Raw genomic sequence first — 16,833 nt, forward strand, 5'->3', positions numbered from 1 at the left:
GGATATTCGGGTCGTCCCGAATGATCACCCTTTGTGGGGAGGTCGTCCTCTGACGCTATAGCTAAGCATTCGCGACCCATCTTCAAGGCACGAAAAAACCGGGCGAGAAAACTCGCCCGGTTCGCACTCGATAGCCATTTTTAGTTCGTTATGATTTCAGGCCCCATGAAGGTGTTAGGCAGGAAGGTCGATATCCACGGGATGTATGTCACCATGATCAGGAAGACGAACAGCACGGCCAGGAACGGCAACGCGGCCTTCACAACACCCATCATCGGCATCCCTGCGACACCCGAGGTCACGAACAGGTTCAGCCCGACCGGAGGTGTGATCATCCCGATCTCCATGTTGACGACCATGATGATGCCCAGATGGATCGGATCGATGCCTAGCTCAATCGCGATTGGGAACACCAAAGGCGCCACGATCACCAGCAGGCCCGAGGGTTCCATGAACTGACCACCGATCAGCAAGATCACGTTCACCACGATCAGGAAAGTCACCGGCCCCAGCCCCGCGGACAGCATGGCGCTGGCGATGTGCTGCGGCACCTGCTCATCCGTCAGCACATGCTTGAGGATCAGCGCGTTTGCGATCACGAACAACAGAGTGACGGTCAGTTTGCCGGCCTCGAACAGCGTGTGCTTGGTATCGGGGTGGAAGAAAGCCGTGAGCAACGCATAGGGCTTTTTCAGCAGCGACAGGTTCTGCGTACCTTCCTCGGTGCTGAGCGGACCCATATCCTTGTAGACAAAGCTCGCGATAAAGAAGGCATAGACAGCAGCCACCGCAGCAGCCTCAGTCGGGGTGAATATGCCCCCGTAGATACCGCCGAGGATGATAACGATCAGGAACAGGCCCCAACCGGCCTCGCGGGCGGAGACAAAGATCTCACCCCAGCCTTTCCAATCGCCCTTGGGCAGGTTCTTGACCTTGGCCATGACGTAGATGGTGATCATCAGCATCAAACCAGCCATCAGGCCAGGGATGACCCCCGCAAGGAACATACGCCCGACCGAGACCTCAACGGCGGCCGCGTAGACAACCATCACAATCGAAGGCGGGATCAGGATACCCAGCGTACCGGCATTACAGATCACACCAGCGGCGAACTCCTTGGAATAGCCCACCTGACGCATTCCCGCGATGACAATCGAGCCGATGGCCACAACAGTCGCAGGGGACGACCCCGAAAGCGCTGCGAACAACATACAGGCAAACACGCCCGCAATCGCCAGACCGCCCGGAAGGTGCCCCACACAGGCAATCGAGAAACGGATGATCCGCCGCGCGACACCTCCGGTCGTCATGAAGGACGACGCGAGGATGAAGAACGGGATCGCCAAGAGTGTAAAGTGCCCCTCGAACGCCTCAAACAGCGTGCCTGCAACCGAAGCCAGTGAGCTGTCGGAATAGATCAGCAGGAACAGGGTCGAGCTGAGGCCAAGTGCCACCGCAATCGGAACCCCGATCAGTAGCAGGCCGATGACCATGGAAAATAGAAGTACAACGTCCATTAGTCATGTTCTCCTTGCTGCGCACGAACCTCTTCGATCTCGTCCTCGACCTCGTGGCTGGCGACCAGACGATCCGCCTCACCACGCCAGATCTGCACAGCGACCTGTGCAAAGCGGATCACCAGCAGCAACATCGACAGCGGTAGGATGAAGTAAGGAACAACTTTGGGCAGCTTTTCGTAATATTCGCCGTAGTTGATCAAGTCCTCGAGAAAGCGGAAAGGCGCGATCATCGGGATATCGTCAACCTCGTAAAAGCTCTGGCTGCGCGCGTCGAAGTTCAGACCCGTGGGAAACCAGCGTCCCGAGGTTGGCGGCAGATCCGCGAAGACAGCCCAATAGTCATATGACCCCTTCAGCAACAGCAGCGAAAACGCCAGACAACAGGCCACCGAGATCAGCGCTAGAATCCGACGCGGCGCAGGGGCCAGCATGTTCAGGATCGCATCTACACCCAGATGGGCGTGTTTCTTGACGGCGTAGGACGCCCCCAAAAGCACCAGCCATCCAAACAGGAAGACCGTCAGCTCAAGCGCCCACAGGATATTCGAGTTGAAGAAGAACCGCGCGATCACGTTGGCAAAGGTCACGGCCGTCATCAGGCCAAGTAGCACCGCGATCAGGGTTTCTTCGATATGGTCGACCAGCCCAGCCGGGCCGGATTTCGCACCAGACATCTATCTGTCCCCACATTTTTTATGATGATGAGAGTGTTGGGGCGGGCCTTTGTTTGGCCCGCCCGGCCTGCGCGCAGATTACTCCCCAGTCCCCAGCGCGCGGCCTGAACCGGGATCAGAACCCAGCGTTAATGGCCTGAGCGGCGTCGATCTTGTCCTGACCTACGTCATCCGCGAACTGGTCCCAAACCGGCTTCATTGTGTCGACCCAGGCCTGACGCTGTTCGGGCGTCAGCTGACGAATGATGCCACCCGCTTCGGTGATCGAGGCTTTGGCAGCTTCGTTCACGGCAAAGGCTTCTTTGTTACGGGTCTCGGTGACCTCAGCCAGAATGGTCAGGAATTGATCACGCACTTCGGGGTCGAGGCTGTCCAGCCAGTCCACCGAGGTCACGACCAGATAGTCGATGATGCCATGGTTGGTCTCGGTGATGCCGTCCTGCACCTCAAAGAACTTCTTGCCATAGATGTTGGACCAGGTGTTCTCCTGCCCGTCGACAACACCCTGTTGCAGCGCACCATAGACTTCAGAGAACGCCATCTTCTGCGGGCTGCCACCGATAGCTTCCATTTGCGCAACCAGCACGTCCGAGGACTGTACGCGGAACTTCAGACCATCTGCATCAGCCGGTGTTTCCAGCGGCTTGTTCGCCGACATCTGCTTCATGCCATTGTGCCAGAACGCCAGCCCCTGCAAACCGCGACGCTGCATGCTGTCCTTCATTGCCTGACCGGCATCCGAGGCCTGGAAGGCATCCACTGCGTCAATGTTCTTGAACATGAACGGCAGGTCGAAGAGGCGGAACTGCTTGGTGAACTTTTCGAACTTGGACAGCGAGGGTGCGGCCAGCTGGACGTCGCCCTGAAGCATCGCCTCAAGAACCTTGTCATCATTGTAGAGCGTCGAGTTCGGATAGACCTCTACACACATAACGCCCTGCATCTCGTCATTGACGCGCTGTTCCAGCAGCGAGGCAGCGATGCCCTTCGGATGCTTGTCGGTGTTCGTCACATGCGCGAACTTCACAACGATCTCACCGTCGTCACACGCAGCCATGCCCGCCGTCGCCGTTACCGTTAAAGCCAGCGCTTTAGCTGCTGTTGTTAGGAATTTCATCTGTTTTCCTCCCAGACTTCCTCGAAATGTCTCATCGGCCCCATCTCGGCACCGTATGAACGGCAGTGAAACGGCTGCTTCACGACGAAACAACAATTTGTAACAGAGTTTGGGATTTCAGTTTTTTTCGTTTTAAAACAGTAAATTAAAACCTCACTTTAAAACACTAATTTTGACCATGATCGCGCATGTGCGAAATCCCGCACATCCCTCTATCACGCTGTGCGAAATCCCGCACAGTTTTTCGAATCACCCCCGAATCGCTCTGACACCACCCGCAGTACGCCTTGGCGGACTGCTCGGCCCAACGGCTTTAACCGAATGCAAATGCGGGCAAAGCTGGCGGGAGTACCCCCTATCGCCGGTAGTCCTCGGGCCGAATCTGATAGCGCGCCAGTTTGTCGTAGAACGTCTTGCGCGGCAGCTTCAGCGCCTTCGCCGCGTCCGAGGCCTTTCCGTTGTGCCGCCCCAACGCAGCGATCAGCAACGAACGCTCTACCCGTGCCATCTGCTCGTTCAAGCCCAGATCCGTCGACTCGGTAACCTCCTCGGGCATCCCTAAAACAAACCGCATGGCCGACGACATCAAAGAGCGCGCATTGCCCGGCCAATCGCTGGCCATCAACGCTGCAAGATGCTCAGGTGACACGTCCGGCTCAGCGATCCCCGCCTGCTCGGCGGCCTGGGCAACATAGTGACGAAAGAGGGTCGGGATATCCTCGGGGCGCTCCGCCAGAGACGGTATGCGCACCCGCATCACATCCAAACGGTAGTAGAGATCGGCGTTGAATCGGCCCTCGGCAGAGATCGCAGACAGGTCCGAGGTCGTGCCCGCAATAATCCGCGCCCCTGCACCGCGCTCAATCACGTCCAGCGCTTCATACTGAGTCGATTGCGGCATGGCCGATATCTCGTCCAGAAACAGGGACCCGCCCTTTGCATCTTCGCAGGCTTGGGTGAAGTCCTGAACACTCAACCCAGCCGCCGCGCGTTTGACGAAAGGTCCCTGCCCAACGGGCGACATCAGATGCACGACCTCGGCGACTTTGGAAATCCCGCTGCCCGCCGGGCCGGTGACCAGCACCTCGGCGCCCGTCGGAGCAACACTGCGCACCCGCTCACGCAAGGTCTCGGCCTGAGGAGAGAGGCCGAACAAAAGCCGCGCCGCAGGGTCTCCGCGTTCCAGCTCTGATTTAAGCGCGCGTTGTTGGATGATATGCGCTCGGGCATCAAACGCCCGGTCCAGCACCGCCAGAAGGTCCGCCGCAGCACAGGGTTTCTCCAAAAAGTCGAACGCCCCCAGCCCCATGGCCTGAACCGCCATCGGAATGTCACCCTCACCCGTCAGCAAAATCACCGGCAACTCCGGGTCGATCTCTTGTGCGTAACTAAGCAGATGAAAGCCATCCCGCCCGGGCATCCGGATATCTGACAGGATTACACCCGGGAAATCAGATCGAATGTGGTCTTTGGCCGCCACAAAAGATCCCGCCGCAATCGGTTGATACTCCGCCAGTTCGAGGGTCTGGGCCAATGCCTCACGCACAGCAGCGTCGTCGTCCACCAGCAAAACGACCCGAGTCATGCCGCCTTTTCCTTCTCACAAGGCTCCAACTCGACCGTGAACTCTGCCCCTTCTTCCGTGTTGATCCCACGGATGTTGCCCCCGAAGCTCTGGACCAGACCGTAGGAGATCGAAAGCCCAAGCCCCATTCCTTCTGAAGAGCCAACGGCCTTGGTGGAATAAAATGGCTCGAACAGCTTTTCCGTGTTCTCGATCCCCGGCCCGATGTCCCGCACGGTAACTAAAAGCCTTTCGCCGGGATGAATCTCGATCTGAATACGGCGGTCTTCCTGCTGGCTCATTGCATCGGCTGCGTTGTTGATCAGGTTCACAAAAACTTGCACTAAACGGACCTCGCCACCCCAGGCAAAGACAGGATGTTCGGGCGCGGTCCAGTCCAGCGAGACATTTTCGGAACGAAGCCGAGCCTCGGTCAACTCAACAGCAGCGTTCAGAACCTGCACCAGATCCACGCGCCCCATCGGTTCGCTTTCATTGCGAGCAAATGCGCGCAGGTTCTTGATGATCCGCGCCATGCGCGTCGCCATCTGGGAAATTCGACCCAGATTTTCTGCGGCTTTCTCGGATTTACCCCGCTCCATAAAGGCTGAGCCATTGTCGGCAAACTGCTGGATCGCCATCAAAGGCTGGTTCAATTCATGGCTGATCCCAGCGGACATCTGTCCCAAAGCGCTCAGCTTACCAGCCTGAACAAGATCGGCTTGCGCGCGTTTTAGGGCGGCTTCGGCCTCCTGCCGCTCTGTAATCTCGCGGCGCAGCGCAGCGTTTGCTTTCGTCAGATCTTTGGTGCGTTTTGCCACACGGGTCTCCAGCACTGCGTTTGCCTCTGTCAGCGTACGCCGCCGTTCGGTCGCCAGAAATAACAACGCGCCAAAAGCCAAACAGAGGGCTGCGACTGTCGCGGCCTGCAAACCCGCCAGTCGCCGGGCCGGAGCAACATCCATCAAGACCTCACCAGTCATGCCGATGACCGGCAATTCCTTGACAAGATGCAAAGCTCTGCGCGGCAGATATGGACTCCAATCCAGCGTCCAGAGTTCATACGGCCCCAAGCTCCACGCCTGAAAAGAAACCGTCTCACCATCCGGAGGGGTCAAGCCAATCTCTGCGCCCACGCGTTGCCAAAACAGCAACTCCAGCCGGTTCGAGATAAAGACCACGCCGGAGTAGTCGACAAAGAACACCGCTTCGGTGCTGCCACGCCAAGTTTGTTCGATATCCTCAACGTCAGCAATCACGATCAAAGCCCCGATCACCGCTCCGCTCTCATCGAAATCGGGTGCGGCATAGGTGAAAATCCGATTGCCGGGCCCCGGCAAGATACCATGTGCGCTTCCCAGCGCGCCTTGCATGGCGCGTGTGAAGGCCGGATTGTTTCGGACCGAGCCTGTGACTCCTTCATGTGCAGAGGCCAGAACCGTCCCTGACCGGTCGGCATAAAGAACATCGACTGCCGCCGTTTTATCCGCGACCTCCAACAGCAAAGCCTGCGCGGTGGCCCGACCGGATAGCGTATTGAGATCTTCAAGCACAGGGTGGCTGGCCATCAGCACCGCAAGTTCCTGATAGACCTGCAATTGCGTGGTCAAGCGATCCGCCGCCAGATCCAGATCCGCCTCGGCCTTTTCGCTGAGTTGAAATACAGCCTGCCGGTAGCCATAGGACCATACAGCCGAAGACAAAACTCCGACCATCAATAGAAATCCGGCAATGACCAAAATGCGCTGCATGTCCTACGGTCTTGCATTGGCGGCGCTTTATGGCAAGTCTGCACGACTTCCAAAAAGCTTAGTGCCAGACTGAAACCCGCCCTAAAGACGAAATAAATCAGCCTCCCGGCGGGCGAAAAAGTCAGGAAAACCGCGCCAACAAGCGATGCCTCCGGCGGAGATGTTTAGGGCCAGATGAAGCATGGGATCCTTCATTCATTTGGCTAAAAATACCTCGGGGGAGTCGCCCCTTCAGGGGCGGCGGGGGCAGCGCCCCCGATCTCGTGTTAGCCATCGACCAAAGCGTTGAGAGGCAGCATCGTGGTCGACTTGATCTCCTCCATAGACAAAAGGGCGGTCACATTGTGAACACGTACCTCTGAGATCAGTTGTTGGTAGAACTGATCATAAGCGCGGGCATTCTTGACCCTCACTTTCAGGATGTAGTCGATGTCCCCTGCCAGCCGATGGGCTTCTTGGACTTCAGGTTGATCACGTAGGGCCTTCAAGAATTTGCGCTGCCATTCTGCCTCATGCTCAGAGGTCCGGATCAAGACAAAGAACGTGGCCTCAAAACCAAGAGCTTCGGCATCAAGCAAAACGGTCTGCTGACCGATGATGCCGGCCCCCTTCAACTTGCGGATTCGATTCCACACAGGCGTCTTGGAACTGCCGACCTGCGCCGCTATTTCGTCCAGAGATTGGCTGGCATCGCGCTGCAGCTCAGCCAGAATTTTCCGATCTGTGTCATCTATTCGCACCGACATTCCAATTTTCCTTGCGTTTCGAAACCAGCGTTCCAAAATTCAAACCCATGAGAACGCATGTTCTTATTTGACGCGACATATGGCGCGATACCGGGAATATTTCCTATATATCAGGACAAGTCAAACCAACTGGAACAGAAGATGACGCAGTCGGAGTCACAAAAGAATCTGGGACACGTCGATTTTGTCGGCGCAGGACCCGGTGATCCGGATTTGCTCACGCTCAAGGCCGTCAAGGCCTTTGAGCGGGCCGATGTCGTGCTGCATGATCGCCTGATCAGCGCAGAGGTTCTGAAACTGGCTGGTCAGTCCGCCATTCTGGTCGATGTTGGCAAGGCCGGTTTCGGGCCTTCGTGGAAACAGGAAGACATCGACGCGCTGCTTGTTTCTCACGCCCTTAAAGGCCAACGTATTGTGCGTTTGAAATCGGGCGACCCGACTGTGTTCGGGCGTCTGGATGAAGAAATTGAGGCGGTCGCGGCAGCAGGTATCTCGTGGCAGATCGTGCCGGGTATCACTGCGGCCTCTGCCGCCGTGGCCGGGATCGGTCAAAGCCTGACGCGTCGTGGTCGCAACTCCTCGGTTCGGTTTCTGACCGGCCACGATATGAAGGGGTTCGCGGATCACGACTGGGCGGCCCTTGCACGCGAGGGATCGGTTGCGGCGGTCTATATGGGCAAGAAGTCAGCACGCTTCATTCAGGGGCGCCTGATCATGCACGGTGCCGACCGCCAGACGCCTGTGACGCTGATCGAGAACGCCTCGCGCCCTGACCAACGCATTCTGGAAACCAATCTGGACCGTTTACCCAAGGATCTGGCTGCTGCCGAGATGAACGGCCCAGCCCTCATGTTTTATGGTCTCGCTCCGCGCCAAGCGGCCCTGGCCCTGACTGAATTCAAAAAGGAACATGCCTGATGGCCCGCGCTTTTACCCCCAAAGTTGTCACTGCCAACGATCTGCTCGAAGGTGACGTGATCTATCAAACCGAAGATGACCGCTGGTCGCGTGAACTGTCCGAGGCCGAGCTGATCACCGATGAGGCCCATGCGCAGGTCCGTTTGCTGGACGCCGCCCGTCAGGCGAACAAGATCGTCGGCGCCTATCTGGCCGATGCCGTGGCTGGTGAAAACGGCCCCGAACCCACCCATTTCCGAGAGGTGTTCCGCCGCACCGGACCCTCGAACTATGCCCATGGCAAGCAGGAAACACAGTCGCAGCCCCGGGCCTGACCTCCGGCCCCTTTCTCCCCATTAAGGCCCCAAGGTTTCGGGGCTGCATTTAAGGACAGCTACACATGTATCGCTACTCCGAGTTTGACACAGCATTCCTGGCCGAGCGCAACCGTCAGTTCCGCGCACAGGTCGAACGCCGCATCGACGGCTCGCTGACTGAAGATGAGTTCAAGCCGCTGCGCCTGATGAACGGCCTCTATCTGCAACTGCACGCCTATATGCTGCGGGTTGCTATTCCCTACGGCACGCTCTCCAGCGCGCAGATGCGCCAACTGGCCCTGCTGGCCGAGAAGTGGGACAAGGGCTATGGCCATTTCACCACCCGCCAGAACATCCAGTACAACTGGCCGAAACTGAAAGACGTGCCGGACATGCTGGACGCGCTGGCCGAGGTTGGCATGCACGCCATCCAGACCTCGGGCAACACCATCCGTAACGTGACCGCCGACCATTTCGCCGGTGCCGCCGCGGATGAGGTCGCCGACCCGCGCCCCTATGCTGAACTGCTGCGCCAGTGGTCGACCGACCACCCGGAATTTCAGTTCATGCCGCGTAAGTTCAAGATCGCCATCACCGGGTCCGAGAACGACCGGGCCGTGATCAAGGCTCACGATATCGGTCTTCAGCTGGTCGAGCGTGACGGCGTTCTGGGCGCCCGCGTGATCATAGGCGGTGGTCTGGGCCGTACGCCCATGATCGGCAAGGAACTCTCCGAGTTCGTCGCCTTTGACGACCTGTTGGCTTACCTCGAAGCCACTGTTTCCGTGTGGAACCAAATCGGTCGCCGTGACAACAAGTATAAGGCACGCATCAAGATCACCGTGCACGAGCATGGCATCGACGCCATCCGTGCCAAGGTCAACGAACGCTTCCTGAAGGTTCGCCCACAGTTCAAGGGTGCCGACATGGCCCTACTGGAAGAGATCAAGGGCCATTTTGCGGCTCCTGCCTTCCGCGAAGGTTCGGTAGCGTCCTTTGAGTCGACCTACACCAATGATCCGGTCTTCCGGTCGTGGGTCGACACCAACATCGCACCTCATAAAAACGCGGACCACGCGATCGTCACGATCTCGATCAAGAAGCACGGAAAAACGCCGGGCGATGCGACCGCCGAGCAGATGCGCGTCATGGCCGATTTGGCCGAAGAACTCGCCTATGACGAGCTGCGCATCAGCCATGAGCAGAACGTGATCCTACCGCATGTCCACAAATCGGACCTGCCTACGATCCACGCGAAGCTGAAAGAGCACGAGTTGGCCACCGCCAATATCGGTCTGATCAGCGACATCATCGCCTGCCCCGGCATGGACTATTGTGCACTGGCCACGGCTCGCTCGATCCCGGTTGCGGAACAGATTGCGACCCGCTTTGACGAGTTGAAGCTGGAGCATGATATCGGCCACCTGAAGATCAAGATCTCGGGCTGCATCAACGCTTGTGGTCACCACCATGTCGGCCATATCGGCATTCTGGGTCTGGATCGCGCCGGCGTCGAGAACTACCAGATTACGCTGGGTGGTGACGGCACCGAGACCGCGGCCATTGGTGACCGCACGGGTCCGGGCTTTGCCTATGATGAGATCGTTCCGGCCGTCGAGCGCATCGTGCAGGCCTATCTGAACCAGCGGGAGAGCGCTGAAGAAACCTTCCTGGAAACCTACCGCCGCGTCGGTATGGCGCCCTTCAAGGCTGCACTCTACCCCGAGGCACAGGCCAATGCCGCTTGACCTGATCCAGACGGAACTGGGTAAAGACCGCGCTGAACTGACCGAAAAGGTCAACGCGCTGAACGCCCGGTTCCGCCATCACTCGGCGCATGACGTCATGCACGGGGCGATTGAGGAAATCGACGATCTGGCCCTGGTCTCAAGCTTTGGGGCCGAGTCGGTTGTTCTTTTGCACATGGCTGCCGTTGTCGACCAGATGACGCCGGTTCTGTTCGTTGACACCCAGATGTTATTTGCGGAAACGCTTGAATATCAACAGGATGTCAGCGATCGCCTCGGCTTGAAGAACGTTAAAATCATCCGCGCCGAGGATGAGGACATCCAGCGTGAGGACCCCTATGGCGCGCTGCGTCTGCGGGATACGGATGCGTGCTGCAACCTGCGCAAGACCTTCCCGCTGCAACAAGCCCTTGCCGGCTATTGCGGTTGGATCACCGGTCGCAAGCGGTTTCAGGCCGGCACCCGCGCCGCGCTCGAGTTCTTTGAAGTCGAGGACGGCACTGGCCGGATCAAGGTCAACCCGCTGGCCCATTGGGCGCCCGAGGACGTGCGCGCCTATATGGATGAAAACAACCTGCCGCGCCATCCGCTGGTGGCCAAGGGCTATCCCTCAATCGGCTGTGCGCCCTGCACCTCGCCGGTCAAGGAAGGCGAAGACCCCCGCGCCGGACGTTGGCGCGACCAGAACAAAGAAGAATGCGGCATCCATTTCGTCGATGGCAAAATGGTGCGCGCCGGAGAGAAAACATGAACGTAATTGTATCGGATGAGGGGTTCTCCCCCGATGACTGGACCGACGGCTTTGTCACGCTTGAGGACGCGGCCAATGATGTTGTGGCGCTTGATGTGGCCTCGGACACCGACCCCGATGAGCTGGTCGAGCGCCTTGGCAACGCCCAGATGGTGCGGGTGGATTTCCCCTCCTCGGCGGATGGTCGCGGTTTCACCATTGCCCGCGTGCTGCGCCTGAAAGGCTATACAGGCCGTTTGCGCGCCAAAGGGCACGTTCTGGCCGATCAATACGCCATGGCCCGCCGCAGCGGCTTCGACGAGGTCGAGATCGACGACGCCCTTGCCTCGCGCCAGCCCGAAGATCAGTGGTTGGCCCGCGCCAATTGGGAAGAAAACAACTACCAGGCCCGCCTGCAGGGCTGACCCCACATCGCCAGCTTGTGACACTAAAGGGGCATTTCGCCCCTTTTCCTGACTTGGATCAAAGATTAAACGGAGATGTCGGTTTAGCAGACCGATAGCGAAACGATGACAGAGATGAAGCCCGTGAGTGAAGCAACCGCCGTAAAGGCCCCCGTTCTGCCGGACGCCCAGACCGTGACCGAGGTCAAACACTGGACCGACAGCCTGTTCTCGTTCCGGGTGTCGCGCCCTGCGACGCTGCGCTTCCGCTCGGGTGAGTTCGTGATGATCGGCCTGATGGGCGATCCTGATCCCAAAACCGGTCGGCAGAAACCGCTGCTGCGCGCCTATTCAATTGCCTCTCCGTCCTGGGACGAAGAGCTGGAGTTCTACTCGATCAAGGTACAGGACGGCCCGCTGACCTCGAAACTTCAGCACATCCAGCCTGGCGATCAGATCATCCTAAGGCCCAAGCCCGTCGGCACACTAGTGCATGACGCCCTGCTGCCCGGCAAACGCCTGTGGTTCTTCGCCACCGGCACCGGCTTTGCCCCCTTCGCCTCGCTGCTGCGCGAGCCTCAAACTTATGAGGACTACGATGAGGTGATCATCACCCACACCTGCCGCGAAGTGGCCGAGCTGGAATATGGCCGCCAGTTGATCGAAAACATCCGTCAGGACGAAATGCTGGCCGAGCTGATGGGCGAAGGCTTTGCCGACAAGATCCGCTACTACCCAACAACGACCCGGGAAGAGAGCCCAAAGATGGGCCGCATCACAAACCTGCTGAAAGACGGCACCGTGTTTGCCGATCTGGGGATCGAAGGCGGTATCAAGCCGGAAACCGACCGTGCGATGGTCTGCGGTTCGCTAGCATTCAACCTGGACATTAAGGAAATCCTCGAGGAATTCGGCCTGCGCGAAGGTGCAAACTCGGAGCCCAAAGAGTTCGTGATCGAAAAAGCATTTGTAGGCTGATCAACCTGTTTGGCCGGGGCTATCGGGTCCCGGCCAGCAGTTTCCTGTGTTCAATCGTGGGAATTTCCAGTCTTTAAGCCTTTATGCTGCTTGAAACACTGCGCGCACCCGTCTAAATTCCCACCTCGAAATTCTGCAATCATCAAAGGAATGAACCCATAGCTCGCAGACCCCACAACGCGCCGCCGCAGAGAGACACTGGCCCGCGCGTCAATGAAAAGATACGTGCCCCCGAAATCCGCCTGATTGGTGCCGAAGGTGAAAATGTCGGGGTGGTTCATCCCGCCAAAGCCATGCAACTTGCCGCCGATGCCGGCCTTGACCTGGTCGAGATCTCGCCCAATGCGAACCCGCCGGTCTGCAAGATCATGGATTTTGGCAAGTTCAAGTACGAACAGCAGAAACGCGAAAGCGAAGCCCGCAAGAAACAAAAGATCATCGAGGTGAAAGAGGTCAAATTCCGGCCCAACACCGACACGCATGACTATGAAGTCAAAATGAAGAACGTCTATAAGTTTCTGGAAAAGGGCGACAAGGTCAAAGTCACCCTGCGCTTCCGCGGCCGTGAGATGGCGCACCAGAACCTGGGCCGGGAACTGCTGGAGCGCGTCGCCGAAGATATCAAGGAACTGGGCAAAGTTGAGAATATGCCCAAGATGGAAGGCCGTCAGATGATCATGATGATCGGCCCGCTGCCGCAGAAATAACTCGGTCCATCACCGCAAATGCCCAAGCCCCTTCGATCTCCGAAGGGGCTTTTTTCATCCCGTTTTCCGGTCGCGCATCCAATGTGCTGCATCCCTCATGTCGAATACCAACGAGATGACATCGACAATCAGCAGCAGCCACAGGAACCGAACATAGGCCGGGTTGAGCGTTTCTGTTGCGGTGAGCATACCCGCAACCACAATGACCAGCGGAACCCAGCACAGGATATGCGGCAGGGCCATTGCCCTGCTCATCCCGCGCGCGGCCATCATGATCGGCAGATTCAACGCCATTCCCATGATCGCAAGAGCGGCAATCAAAACCCCCTGCGGCTGGTCCAGAAAGAACAGCGGCATCAGGTTGACCGGAACCAAAATCACGGCGACCCAGATTTGCACCCAAAGGGGTAACCCTCGGAAACTCAGCCAAATATCCTGCACCATATGGTCGCGACCTTTTTTCAGTTCTCACCAAACTTAGCGAAACTGCGTGGCGCGAAAATGGCTGTCACGGGATTGTCAGATCACAGCTGCGATCGCCCCGCCAAGCTTGGCGACAAGCTCGTCCATCTGCTCCTCTTCGATGATGAAGGGCGGAGCCAGCAGGATATGATCACCGGCCTTGCCGTCGCGCGTACCCGACATCGGATAGCAGATCAACCCCTCGGCCATCGCCGCCTTTTTGATCTTTGAAGCCACACCCATTGCCGGATCGAACGGAGTTTTGCTTTCGCGATCCGCGACCAGTTCAATCCCGCGAAACAGACCCCGGCCCCGGATATCACCCACATGGGCGTGCTGACCAAAAGCCGATTCCAGCGCGGATTGAAGTATATCCCCCATCACACCGGCTCGGGCGGGCAGGTCTCGGCTGGTCAATTCACGAACCACCGCGAGGGCCGCTGCGGTCGCCACCGGATGGCCAATATAGGTATGACCATGCTGAAAAAAGCCCGAACCCTGTTGGATCGCATCATAGATTTTATCCGTGCAGAGCATGGCTCCAATCGGTTGATACCCGGCCCCCAACCCTTTGGCGATGCACAGAATATCCGGTGAGACGCCTTCGTGATCGCAAGCAAATAGATGCCCGGTTCGTCCCATTCCACACATTACTTCATCGAGGATCAGCAGAACCCCGTATTGGTCACAAATCTCGCGAATGCGCTTGAAATACCCCTCGACCGCCGGAACAGCGCCAAGGGTCGCCCCGACAACCGGTTCCGCCATGAACGCCATGACGGTCTCTGGCCCAAGACGCAGGATCTCCTGCTCCAACTCATTCGCGACGCGTTGACCGTAGTCAAAGCTGCGCTCACCCTCGGGCTTTTCGGCGTATTCATAACACGCCGAGATATGGGTCATCTCGATCAGCATGGGTGCGAACTGCGCCCGCCGCCACGCATTGCCGCCTGCGGACAAAGCGCCCAGCGTATTGCCGTGATAGCTTTGACGCCGCGCGATCACATGGCGACGCTCAGGCTGACCGATCTCAAGGAAATACTGGCGCGCCAGCTTGATCGCCGCCTCGGTCGCCTCGGAGCCGCCGGACACGAAATACACCCGGTCCAGATCGACCGGAGCACGCTGGATCAACAGATCGGCTAGCTCTTCCGCCGGTTCCGAGGTCATGAAACCGCTATGGGCAAAGGCGATCTGTTCAACCTGCTGCTGAACAGCCTCGATCACCGCGCGGTTGGAATGCCCCAAACAAGACACGGCCGCATCGCCACAATCCAGATAGCGTTTGCCGTCGGCATCAATCAGGTAACACCCGTCGCCGCCTGCGGCGATAGGCAACTCGGCTTTGGTATGGCGCGGAAACACATGGCTCATTCTTGTTCTCCTTTGATCAACGACACGAGAGCTGCAACCGATGCCGCGTTATTCCCCCAGGTTTGACCCGAGGAATCCGTCAGGCTGTTCTCAAACCCGACGCGCACATCTCCGCCCTGCTGCGCCGCCCTCAGCAAACACGCATGTTCCTTTGCCCCAAACGCGCAGAGCATCCACGGACCACCCTCCTGCGGAAACTGATCCAGATCGTCAGGCGCAGATTCCTGCACCGTCGCATACCGGCCCAAAACAAACAGGCGATCCACCTGCCCGGCCCTCACAACGCCTTCTGTCCGCAATCGCGTCAACAAAGCCACGTCCTCCGCATCATAGAGGATATGTTGAACGCGCGTCCCCTGATCATGGCACAGGCCGTAGACCCGATCCGCCATCTCCGCGACTTCTCGTACAGAGATCGAGGCCCAAGTGGGTCGTACCTGCCGCAAGCATTCGAATTGAGCCTCTTCGTCATAGACCCCTGCCGCTTCGGTCGTGATCTGTACTTCCAGACCCGGCAACTGCTGACGCAACTCACCTAGGGCTTCACGATACAGCCCCGCATCCAAAGAGTGCCGCCCCTCCGAATCCCGGACATGCAGATGCAGCCCGTCCGCTCCGGCTGCGTGGCAGTCATGCGCGGTTTGAAGGGTTTCCTGCAAGCTCACCGGTAGCTGAGGATGATCCACATGCCCACGCCGCGCCCCATTGGGGGCAACAAGGACATATGGCTTTGGGGCGGTGGACGTCATTGAACTCTCCGTTCTGTATGGGTTCGATCTACGCTCATCCAGATCGTTTTCAATTGGCAATTTTCAAAACATATGTTTTCTTCTGTTTTATGACCGATGCGCTCAGCCCTCTGATCTCTGCTCTCCGGCAATCAATCGACCAAATGCCGCCGCAACTACAGGCGGCAGCCAAATATGTGATAGACCATCCGGGCGACTTTGGCCTCGACCCGATCCGCACGACCGCGACGAAGATCGGTGTTAGCTCAAACGTTCTTGTCCGCCTCGCCCAACGGATGGGCTTTGATAGCTACAACGCCTTCCGCAGCCCGTTTCGACAAGCCCTGGTAACGGATGGTGAGACCCGCTTGGATCAGGATTGGTTGAGCGAGGAGCGAACAGACCCTTCGTTCGACACCGCTCAGGCTGAGTTTGCGCGCAATGAAATAAACGTCGTGGCAAGATCCCTACGTTTGATGGATCCGAAGAAAACAAGCGCCGTGATCCAGCTTATCTTAAACGCTAACCGCTGCTTCATAACAGCGACGCGCGCAAGTTATGCGCTCGCGCATTACTTCCACTATGCAGGCCGCATGGCCCATCCGGGTTTGCAACTGATCCCGCGTCACATGGGGTCCGCAACTGACGATCTGCTGGATGCGGGGCCGGATGATTGTCTGCTGGCCATAACCGTTCGACCCTATTCGTCCGAGACGATCCGAACCATGCGCTTCGCCGCGGACCGAGGTTTGAAGATCATCCTGATCTCGGACAGCGACATGATCGCGCCGGGTATTCGCCCTAACCTGAGCCTGCAAATCAGCACGCGCTCGATGCACCACTTCTCCAGCTTTTCCGGAGCGATGGCCGTTCTGGAATGCCTGCTCAGCCACCTATTCTCAGCCAGCGGAGAAAACGCCCTGCGCCGCGTGGAAGCCTATGAGAAAACACGCGAAGACACAGGGGCTTATTGGCAACCTGCAAAGCTTCCAAAAGTTAGAAAGCCATAGCAAAAGCCCCGGGGTTTTGCCCGGGGCTTTTGGGTTTGTTGTTTCTGTGTTTACGAGCAGTTTTGGACGGCGCGTTTTGTCATGACGCTGACGAGATGCGCGCGGT

The 16,833-nt window shown here is 58.0% G+C and carries 17 protein-coding genes; 8 read left to right on the forward strand and 9 right to left on the reverse strand.

All coding sequences use genetic code 11. From position 1 onward, the window contains the following. Positions 1 to 140: 140 nt before the first annotated feature. From ACR0B5_RS04595 to ACR0B5_RS04620, 6 genes are all read right to left on the reverse strand, one after another. Positions 141 to 1,517: a TRAP transporter large permease gene (locus tag ACR0B5_RS04595; protein ID WP_170549035.1), complete on the reverse strand. Its 1,377-nt coding sequence runs from the start codon at positions 1,515 to 1,517 to the stop codon at positions 141 to 143. Continuing rightward, positions 1,517 to 2,194 carry a TRAP transporter small permease gene (locus ACR0B5_RS04600; protein WP_170373581.1) on the reverse strand — a complete coding sequence of 226 codons (678 nt, stop codon included), beginning with the start codon at positions 2,192 to 2,194 and terminating at the stop codon, positions 1,517 to 1,519. Before ACR0B5_RS04600 ends, ACR0B5_RS04595 begins: the two co-directional genes overlap by 1 nt. A 115-nt stretch (positions 2,195 to 2,309) precedes the next feature. Beyond that, positions 2,310 to 3,311: a DctP family TRAP transporter solute-binding subunit gene (locus ACR0B5_RS04605; RefSeq protein ID WP_480538701.1), complete on the reverse strand. Its 1,002-nt coding sequence runs from the start codon at positions 3,309 to 3,311 to the stop codon at positions 2,310 to 2,312. 355 nt (positions 3,312 to 3,666) lie between these two features. Beyond that, positions 3,667 to 4,896, reverse strand: coding sequence for a sigma-54-dependent transcriptional regulator (locus ACR0B5_RS04610; protein ID WP_480538703.1), 1,230 nt, complete (start codon positions 4,894 to 4,896; stop codon positions 3,667 to 3,669). Further along, the gene (locus ACR0B5_RS04615; protein WP_480538705.1) at positions 4,893 to 6,626 is read right to left on the reverse strand and encodes a sensor histidine kinase; all 1,734 of its coding nucleotides are present in this window, start codon (positions 6,624 to 6,626) and stop codon (positions 4,893 to 4,895) included. Before ACR0B5_RS04615 ends, ACR0B5_RS04610 begins: the two co-directional genes overlap by 4 nt. A 266-nt stretch (positions 6,627 to 6,892) precedes the next feature. Continuing rightward, positions 6,893 to 7,372: an Lrp/AsnC family transcriptional regulator gene (locus tag ACR0B5_RS04620; RefSeq protein ID WP_170638810.1), complete on the reverse strand. Its 480-nt coding sequence runs from the start codon at positions 7,370 to 7,372 to the stop codon at positions 6,893 to 6,895. Positions 7,373 to 7,513: 141 nt separating this feature from the next. On the opposite strand from ACR0B5_RS04620, the gene cobA reads away from it, so the two are divergent. The 7 genes from cobA to infC all read left to right on the forward strand — a co-directional run bounded on the left by cobA (position 7,514) and on the right by infC (position 13,153). Further along, positions 7,514 to 8,290, forward strand: a complete 777-nt coding sequence (cobA, locus tag ACR0B5_RS04625; protein ID WP_480538707.1) for a uroporphyrinogen-III C-methyltransferase — start codon at positions 7,514 to 7,516, stop codon at positions 8,288 to 8,290. Continuing rightward, the gene (locus tag ACR0B5_RS04630) at positions 8,290 to 8,604 is read left to right on the forward strand and encodes a DUF2849 domain-containing protein (protein WP_480538709.1); all 315 of its coding nucleotides are present in this window, start codon (positions 8,290 to 8,292) and stop codon (positions 8,602 to 8,604) included. The genes cobA and ACR0B5_RS04630 overlap by 1 nt, the downstream gene beginning before the upstream one ends. 65 nt (positions 8,605 to 8,669) lie before the next feature. Beyond that, positions 8,670 to 10,334, forward strand: coding sequence for a nitrite/sulfite reductase (locus ACR0B5_RS04635; protein ID WP_480538711.1), 1,665 nt, complete (start codon positions 8,670 to 8,672; stop codon positions 10,332 to 10,334). Next, a complete protein-coding gene (locus ACR0B5_RS04640) occupies positions 10,324 to 11,085 on the forward strand; it encodes a phosphoadenylyl-sulfate reductase (protein ID WP_480538713.1) in 762 nt (253 codons plus the stop codon). Before ACR0B5_RS04635 ends, ACR0B5_RS04640 begins: the two co-directional genes overlap by 11 nt. Then, positions 11,082 to 11,489: a DUF934 domain-containing protein gene (locus ACR0B5_RS04645; protein ID WP_480538715.1), complete on the forward strand. Its 408-nt coding sequence runs from the start codon at positions 11,082 to 11,084 to the stop codon at positions 11,487 to 11,489. The genes ACR0B5_RS04640 and ACR0B5_RS04645 overlap by 4 nt, the downstream gene beginning before the upstream one ends. A gap of 105 nt (positions 11,490 to 11,594) precedes the next feature. Beyond that, positions 11,595 to 12,446 (forward strand): ferredoxin--NADP reductase, encoded by an 852-nt coding sequence (locus tag ACR0B5_RS04650; protein WP_170487349.1) that lies wholly within the window; start codon positions 11,595 to 11,597, stop codon positions 12,444 to 12,446. A 245-nt stretch (positions 12,447 to 12,691) separates the two neighbouring features. Beyond that, positions 12,692 to 13,153, forward strand: coding sequence for a translation initiation factor IF-3 (gene infC / locus ACR0B5_RS04655; protein WP_475216281.1), 462 nt, complete (start codon positions 12,692 to 12,694; stop codon positions 13,151 to 13,153). A 54-nt stretch (positions 13,154 to 13,207) separates the two neighbouring features. On the opposite strand, the gene ACR0B5_RS04660 is transcribed toward infC, so the two are convergent. The 3 genes from ACR0B5_RS04660 to ACR0B5_RS04670 all read right to left on the reverse strand — a co-directional run bounded on the left by ACR0B5_RS04660 (position 13,208) and on the right by ACR0B5_RS04670 (position 15,738). After that, a complete protein-coding gene (locus tag ACR0B5_RS04660; protein ID WP_480538718.1) occupies positions 13,208 to 13,597 on the reverse strand; it encodes a hypothetical protein in 390 nt (129 codons plus the stop codon). 75 nt (positions 13,598 to 13,672) lie between these two features. Then, positions 13,673 to 14,989, reverse strand: coding sequence for an aspartate aminotransferase family protein (locus tag ACR0B5_RS04665; protein WP_480538720.1), 1,317 nt, complete (start codon positions 14,987 to 14,989; stop codon positions 13,673 to 13,675). Further along, the gene (locus ACR0B5_RS04670) at positions 14,986 to 15,738 is read right to left on the reverse strand and encodes a beta-keto acid cleavage family enzyme (protein ID WP_480538722.1); all 753 of its coding nucleotides are present in this window, start codon (positions 15,736 to 15,738) and stop codon (positions 14,986 to 14,988) included. The genes ACR0B5_RS04665 and ACR0B5_RS04670 overlap by 4 nt, the downstream gene beginning before the upstream one ends. Before the next feature lie 89 nt (positions 15,739 to 15,827). On the opposite strand from ACR0B5_RS04670, the gene ACR0B5_RS04675 reads away from it, so the two are divergent. Beyond that, positions 15,828 to 16,727 (forward strand): MurR/RpiR family transcriptional regulator, encoded by a 900-nt coding sequence (locus ACR0B5_RS04675; RefSeq protein ID WP_480538724.1) that lies wholly within the window; start codon positions 15,828 to 15,830, stop codon positions 16,725 to 16,727. Positions 16,728 to 16,833: the final 106 nt, after the last annotated feature.

This window comes from Ruegeria sp. AG1, from assembly GCF_056541705.1.

What these genes read in the sequence shown, in the direction of transcription:
- ACR0B5_RS04595 (WP_170549035.1), bottom strand. Translation starts at nt 1,517, where the DNA reads ATGGACGTTGTACTTCTATTTTCCATGGTCATCGGCCTGCTACTGATC.
- ACR0B5_RS04600 (WP_170373581.1), bottom strand. Translation starts at nt 2,194, where the DNA reads ATGTCTGGTGCGAAATCCGGCCCGGCTGGGCTGGTCGACCATATCGAA.
- ACR0B5_RS04605 (WP_480538701.1), bottom strand. Translation starts at nt 3,311, where the DNA reads ATGAAATTCCTAACAACAGCAGCTAAAGCGCTGGCTTTAACGGTAACG.
- ACR0B5_RS04610 (WP_480538703.1), bottom strand. Translation starts at nt 4,896, where the DNA reads ATGACTCGGGTCGTTTTGCTGGTGGACGACGACGCTGCTGTGCGTGAG.
- ACR0B5_RS04615 (WP_480538705.1), bottom strand. Translation starts at nt 6,626, where the DNA reads ATGCAGCGCATTTTGGTCATTGCCGGATTTCTATTGATGGTCGGAGTT.
- ACR0B5_RS04620 (WP_170638810.1), bottom strand. Translation starts at nt 7,372, where the DNA reads ATGTCGGTGCGAATAGATGACACAGATCGGAAAATTCTGGCTGAGCTG.
- cobA (WP_480538707.1), top strand. Translation starts at nt 7,514, where the DNA reads ATGACGCAGTCGGAGTCACAAAAGAATCTGGGACACGTCGATTTTGTC.
- ACR0B5_RS04630 (WP_480538709.1), top strand. Translation starts at nt 8,290, where the DNA reads ATGGCCCGCGCTTTTACCCCCAAAGTTGTCACTGCCAACGATCTGCTC.
- ACR0B5_RS04635 (WP_480538711.1), top strand. Translation starts at nt 8,670, where the DNA reads ATGTATCGCTACTCCGAGTTTGACACAGCATTCCTGGCCGAGCGCAAC.
- ACR0B5_RS04640 (WP_480538713.1), top strand. Translation starts at nt 10,324, where the DNA reads ATGCCGCTTGACCTGATCCAGACGGAACTGGGTAAAGACCGCGCTGAA.
- ACR0B5_RS04645 (WP_480538715.1), top strand. Translation starts at nt 11,082, where the DNA reads ATGAACGTAATTGTATCGGATGAGGGGTTCTCCCCCGATGACTGGACC.
- ACR0B5_RS04650 (WP_170487349.1), top strand. Translation starts at nt 11,595, where the DNA reads ATGACAGAGATGAAGCCCGTGAGTGAAGCAACCGCCGTAAAGGCCCCC.
- ACR0B5_RS04660 (WP_480538718.1), bottom strand. Translation starts at nt 13,597, where the DNA reads ATGGTGCAGGATATTTGGCTGAGTTTCCGAGGGTTACCCCTTTGGGTG.
- ACR0B5_RS04665 (WP_480538720.1), bottom strand. Translation starts at nt 14,989, where the DNA reads ATGAGCCATGTGTTTCCGCGCCATACCAAAGCCGAGTTGCCTATCGCC.
- ACR0B5_RS04670 (WP_480538722.1), bottom strand. Translation starts at nt 15,738, where the DNA reads ATGACGTCCACCGCCCCAAAGCCATATGTCCTTGTTGCCCCCAATGGG.
- ACR0B5_RS04675 (WP_480538724.1), top strand. Translation starts at nt 15,828, where the DNA reads ATGACCGATGCGCTCAGCCCTCTGATCTCTGCTCTCCGGCAATCAATC.